Below are 901 nucleotides of genomic sequence, written 5' to 3'. Positions count from 1 at the left end.
AACCACCGGAGCGCTCGCCGCCGTCGCGGCGGAACCCGCCCTCACGACGGTCGCCGCCCTGGAAACCACCTTCACGGCGGTCACCGCCCCGGAAACCACCGGGACGCTCACCGCTGTCACGCCGGAAACCACCCTCACGACGGTCGCCGCCTTCGCGGAAGCCACCGGAACGTTCCCTGTTGTCGGGACGGAAACCACCCTCGCGACGGTCACCGCCACGGAAGCCACCAGAACGCTCACCATCGCGGGAGCCGCCTTCACGGCGATCTCCGCCCCGGAAACCACCGGGACGCTCGCCGCCGTCGCGACGGAACCCGCCCTCACGACGGTCGCCGCCCTGGAAACCACCTTCACGACGGTCACCGCCACGGAAACCACCAGAGCGCTCACCGCTGTCACGACGGAAGCCGCCTTCACGACGGTCACCCTCGCGGCGATCTCCGCCCCGGAAACCACCGGGACGCTCGCCGCTGTCGCGGCGGAAACCACCCTCACGACGGTCACCCTCGCGGAAACCGCCGGAACGGGAACGGTCAGCCCCGTCACCGCGTCCCTCACGGGAACCACGGTCCCGGTCACGATCGTCGCGGTACGACGGGCGGTCGTCCCGGCGGAAGCCGCGGTCACGGCCCTCGGGCCGGCCCTCCTGGCCCCGGGGACGGTCTCCGCCCTGAGCTCCTGAACTCACAGGTACATCCTTCCTCAGTGCGCCATTCTATGGCGCAACGCAGTCGAGGGCCGACCCGATTCCGGGTGGCCCTCGACTGTGACGTGTGTCCGGCGGTGTCCTACTCTCCCACACCCTCCCGAGTGCAGTACCATCGGCGCTGGAAGGCTTAGCTTCCGGGTTCGGAATGTAACCGGGCGTTTCCCTTCCGCCATAACCGCCGTAACCCTATCA

The 901-nt window shown here is 69.4% G+C and carries 1 rRNA gene and 1 pseudogene; one reads left to right on the top strand and one right to left on the bottom strand.

Going from position 1 to position 901, the window contains the following annotated elements:
• Positions 1-682 (top strand): annotated as a pseudogene (locus tag JMF97_RS30445) (hypothetical protein); the annotation flags it as partial.
• A 93-nt stretch (positions 683-775) separates the two neighbouring features.
• On the opposite strand, the gene rrf reads toward JMF97_RS30445, so the two are convergent.
• Positions 776-892, bottom strand: a 5S ribosomal RNA gene (gene rrf, locus JMF97_RS30440).
• Positions 893-901 lie beyond the last annotated feature (9 nt).

It is taken from the genome of Micromonospora fiedleri (assembly GCF_016774385.1).
GTDB lineage: Bacteria > Actinomycetota > Actinomycetes > Mycobacteriales > Micromonosporaceae > Micromonospora > Micromonospora gifhornensis.
The sequence above is the reverse complement of the archived record's forward strand: the minus strand, read 5'-3'. Positions and strand labels throughout refer to the sequence as shown.